Source organism: Erwinia endophytica, from assembly GCF_009295515.1.
Classification (GTDB): Bacteria; Pseudomonadota; Gammaproteobacteria; order Enterobacterales; family Enterobacteriaceae; genus Erwinia; species Erwinia endophytica.
In genome coordinates, this window is the sequence record NZ_RQVV01000002.1 from 1 (window position 1) to 4400 (window position 4400).

4 protein-coding genes are annotated in these 4400 nt (G+C 57.1%); all 4 read left to right on the plus strand.

Annotated elements, in window-relative coordinates:
* The first annotated feature begins 66 nt into the window (after positions 1-66).
* On the plus strand, positions 67-1416 hold the full coding sequence (gene tssK / locus EH228_RS00185) for a type VI secretion system baseplate subunit TssK (protein ID WP_152319692.1): 1350 nt from the start codon (positions 67-69) through the stop codon (positions 1414-1416).
* The gene (gene tssL, locus EH228_RS00190) at positions 1413-2129 is read left to right on the plus strand and encodes a type VI secretion system protein TssL, short form (protein WP_152319693.1); all 717 of its coding nucleotides are present in this window, start codon (positions 1413-1415) and stop codon (positions 2127-2129) included. The genes tssK and tssL overlap by 4 nt, the downstream gene beginning before the upstream one ends.
* Complete coding sequence (locus tag EH228_RS00195; RefSeq protein ID WP_152319694.1) at positions 2129-3805, plus strand: OmpA family protein; 1677 nt, start codon at positions 2129-2131, stop codon at positions 3803-3805. The genes tssL and EH228_RS00195 overlap by 1 nt, the downstream gene beginning before the upstream one ends.
* A gap of 130 nt (positions 3806-3935) precedes the next feature.
* On the plus strand, positions 3936-4400 hold a 465-nt coding region (tssD, locus tag EH228_RS00200), incomplete at its 3' end, for a type VI secretion system tube protein TssD (RefSeq protein WP_152319695.1).

The window sequence follows — 4400 nt, forward strand, 5'->3', positions numbered from 1 at the left end:
GACGTCAGTCTGTCGCTGGTTTCCCAGATGCCGAAGGCGAAAGCATAAGGCAGGAGTCAGGCAGGGATGAAAATTTATCGTCCGTTATGGAATGAGGGGGCCCTGCTGGCCCCTCAGCAGTTCCAACAGCAGTCTGAATGGGAGTCATTTTCCCGTGCCGGCCTGTCTTCACTGACCAGCCCCTTTCCCTGGGGCGTGGAGTCTGTGGAACTGAATGAAGATTTGCTGGCATCGGGGCGGGTACAGGCGGAGAAACTACGTCTGTGGCTGCCTGATGGCACGCTGATTGATACACAAAGTGCCGATCTGCCGCCAGAGCCGCGGGAAATTGTGCTTCCTGCCACTGGTCGTACGGACAGTGTGACCGTCTTTGTCGCCCTGCCGGTTATGCAGCCCGGGATCGTTAACGTGCAGACCGAAATGCTTCAGGCCGAGCGTCCTCTGCGTTATCGGGAAGAGTGGGTAACGATCGCGGATATATTTGGTAAGGAAGAGGAACCGGTGGCGGTGGCCCGCTTTAATCTGGCTTTCCGCTTCGATCATGAAAGTAACGATGCCTGGCAGACTTGTGCTATTGCGCGGTTGCGCAGGGATGGACAGGGCGGTTGGCGGCAGGATGCGGATTTTGTGCCACCGATGGCCATGTTTTCGGCAAGTAGCGTGTTACGTGAACGTCTGGTCTTACTGAACCGTCAGCTACGCTCCCGCCGTCAGCGCCTGATGGCGATGCGCCGTGAAAGCAATGAGCGGATGGCCGATTTTGCGGTGGCGGATGTCTCCCTGTTCTGGTTGCTCAATGCGCTGAATACCCACGCCCGTGTTCTTTCTGAATATGAACATTTTCCTCATCGCCATCCGGAACAGCTCTGGCAGGAACTCGCGCGTCTGGCAGGCAGCATGTTGACCTTTTCGCTTGACAGGGATCTGGACGCCATTCCGGGTTATGACCATTTGGTGCCGGAAAATACCTTCCCGCCGTTGTTTGAACTGATCAGCGAACTGCTGGAAGCCAGCCTGCCATCACGGGTCGTTGCGGTCAATATGATCAGACAGGATGAGCAGACCTGGAAAGCGGTGCTGCATGATATCCGTCTGCGCGAAGAAGCAGATTTTTATCTCTCGGTTCGTTCTGATCTTCCTGCCTGGCAGGTGGCTGAAAAGTTTGCCGAGATGGCCGTCGCCGGCACCCCGGATGATGTGGGACAAATATCCGGCGTGGCGATGGAAGGCATCAGTCTTATCCCGTTAAGCCGTGTCCCTGCGGCGCTGCCGGTACGGCTGGAAAACCAGTACTTCGTGCTGGATATGGCGAGCCGGGCGGCGCATGACATGCTGGAGCAGGGCGTCTGTCTGTTCTATGTGCCTTCGTTGCTGGGCGAACTTGAACTTGAACTGTTTGCGGTGTTGCGCTCATGAGAAAGGACATCGATATTGACGACCTGATGGCCGACACCTGGCTTACCGTGGCTCAGTTGCGCCATGGCGCCAAAGCGCCAGACGGGCAGGCGCTGTACAGGAACTGCTGTGCGCAGGTGGAAAGTGTGCGGGAGGCGCTTGAACGCGCGGGTTATGATAACGCCAGTATCATGCACATTTCTTATGCACAATGCGCCCTGCTGGATGAAGCGGTAATGAACCGCAAAACGGCTGAACAGGCTCCCGCAGACAGCGACAACGGAAAGGCGGCAGAACCGGTACCGACGGATGTGGACGAAGAGATGAAAGTCTGGCGCGCCGCGCCGTTACAGGCTCGCTATTTTGGTTCACTGCGTGCAGGGGGCGCGTTGTATGACCGCATTGCTGAAGTTTTGCGCCAACCATCGCCGGTACCCGCGGTATTGACCTGTTATCAGCGTGTTCTGGCGCTGGGTTTTCAGGGGCAATTCAGCCTGTCCGGCGTGGGCCAGGCGCAGCGGGAGGAAATCCTTGATACCCTGAATAAGCGGGTTCCGCCGCTGGAAACAGGGATCTCCCTGGTGGTGCATAAAACCGGAAAACGGCGCTACAACCTCCTGCGCTCCGTGTGGTTCTGGGTTGTTCTGACCATAGCACTGACTGCCCTGGCCTGGGTTGGCGGCCATTTGTGGTTGCAGGATTTGCTGCGTCAGCAACTTCCGGAGTTGCACTGATGCACAGAACCGTACTGTTACGGGCCGTTTTTCCGCCGCTGATTTGTACCATCGCCGTGCTCTGGCTGGTTTGGGGATACCTGGACCTTCCGGTGTTACTGAAAGGTGCTCTGACGGTGCTGGGGGGGATTGTTGTTCTGTTGCTGGCTGGTCAGCGTTACCGTCGGCAACGTTCTGTCGTGCAGCATGCTGATGGCGGCATTTATCCACCTGAGGGTTTTACCGGTCCCGTTTTACTGGTCTGTGGGGATGTCAGTGACAACCTGTTTGCGGAGAGCCCCTGCCGGACGACTGCTCAGGGATGCTATCTGCAGGTGGCATCAACTGAACAACTGCATACATTTGCCGGACAGTTACTGGCACGTGAACCCATGATGGCCGGACAGCTGGTGGTGATGTTTCGCTGTCTGCCGGGTTTGCACGAAGATGAAGGGGAACTGCAGGCTTCCCTGAAAACGCTGCGCCAGCAGGTGAAACAGCTGAAAGCGCTTTCTGGCTATACACCGCCAGTAGTGATCAGTGGCGAGTTTTCGGGGCCGGAGACTCCGTGGATGGTGCTTCGGGGTAACTCATCGCTGGTCTGTCCACCGGATGAGCCGGCGCTGTCGTTTGGTGACTGGCTCCTGCTGCCGGAAAATGCAGACAGGTTACCGTTCTTATCACATGCAATGGCATTTATGCAGCAGGTCATACTGGATGAGCTGGCCAAAGTAGATCCATTGTGTCCTGCGATATCTCCGTTCGCGGTGGTGATGCGGACTGGGCATGTGCCGGTCACAATGCAGGCGTTGTGGTCGCAATGGCTGTTCCGCCATACCCGACTGCTCCCACCGGTCAACGTCATAACCTGTTCACCCCTGTGGCACTTTGCTGATCCTGTTTTAGCGCTGCTGGCACCTTATGCCCGCCCATTGCAGGGGGGGGAAACCGGACGCCGGGTAGTGATGGTGTTATTGCTGTGTGCGCTCGCGGCTGTCGGTCAGTCGGTAATGCATAATCAGCGGCTTATTCAGCGAGTCAGCGCCAATTTGCAACGCTGGCAGGCAATCCCAATGACCCACTACATCCCTAAAGCACAGGCATTGCATGTGTTGCAGCAAGAGGCTTTGTTGCTGGAGCGCTGGCAACGCCAGGGGGTACCGCAGCGTTATGGTCTGGGGCTCTATCCTGGTGAGCGCTTGTGGCTGAGTATCCAGCAGGCCATTGATACGTATGTGCCGCAGCCCCCTCCACCACCGAAGCCGGAACCCAAAGCCGTACCGGTGCCGAAGATGGTTCGTCTCGACAGCCTGTCGCTGTTCGATTCCGGGAAGGCGGAACTGAAAGCCGGCTCAACAAAAATGCTGGTGAATTCCCTGGTGGATATCAAAGCCCGGCCCGGCTGGCTGATAGTGGTCAGCGGACATACCGACAACACCGGCAGTCCACAACAAAATCAGGCGCTCTCCCTGAAACGCGCCGCGGCGGTGCGGGACTGGATGCGCGACACCGGCGACGTGCCGGAAAGCTGTTTTGCAGTGCAGGGCTATGGCGAGAGCCGCCCGGTTGCAGACAACGACACCCCGGAAGGCCGAGCGCTTAACCGGCGGGTCGAAATCAGTCTGGTACCGCAGGCGGACGCCTGTCAGTTACCGGACTCCCCCCCACCGTCATCACAGGATGGTGACGGTTTTTGACAGCAGCACACACGCACCAGTCATTCGGACGGTGTACCGGGGTGGCGACGGCGGTATCCGCAGGACGGACACCCCGGGAAGCGGCCTGAAGGATGGCGTGTATAAACGTGTATAAAAAGGAGACTTACACATGGCAATTCCAGTTTATTTGTGGCTGAAAGACGACGGCGGCGCGGACATCAAGGGTTCAGTGGATGTTCAGGACCGTGAAGGGAGTATCGAAGTGGTGGCGCAGGAGCACAACCTGTACATCCCGACCGATAACAACACCGGCAAGCTGACCGGCACCCGTATCCATACGCCGTTCCAGTTCACCAAGGAAATCGATTCATCCAGTCCGTATCTGTACAAGGCGGTGACCACCGGGCAGACGCTGAAGTCAGCGGAATTCAAGTGGTACAAAATCAACGACGCGGGTCAGGAAGTGGAGTACTTCAACACTAAACTGGAAAACGTGAAGGTGGTGAAGGTGAATCCGGTGATGCATGACATCAAGGACCCGTCCTTCGAGAAACACAACCATCTGGAACGCATTGAACTGCGTTACGAAAAAATCACCTGGACCTACACGGACGGCAACATCATTCATTCCGAT

Bases quoted from the DNA above. Each gene is read 5' to 3' on its own strand.
- tssL (WP_152319693.1), top strand. From the start codon at position 1,413: ATGAGAAAGGACATCGATATTGACGACCTGATGGCCGACACCTGGCTT.
- EH228_RS00195 (WP_152319694.1), top strand. From the start codon at position 2,129: ATGCACAGAACCGTACTGTTACGGGCCGTTTTTCCGCCGCTGATTTGT.
- tssK (WP_152319692.1), top strand. From the start codon at position 67: ATGAAAATTTATCGTCCGTTATGGAATGAGGGGGCCCTGCTGGCCCCT.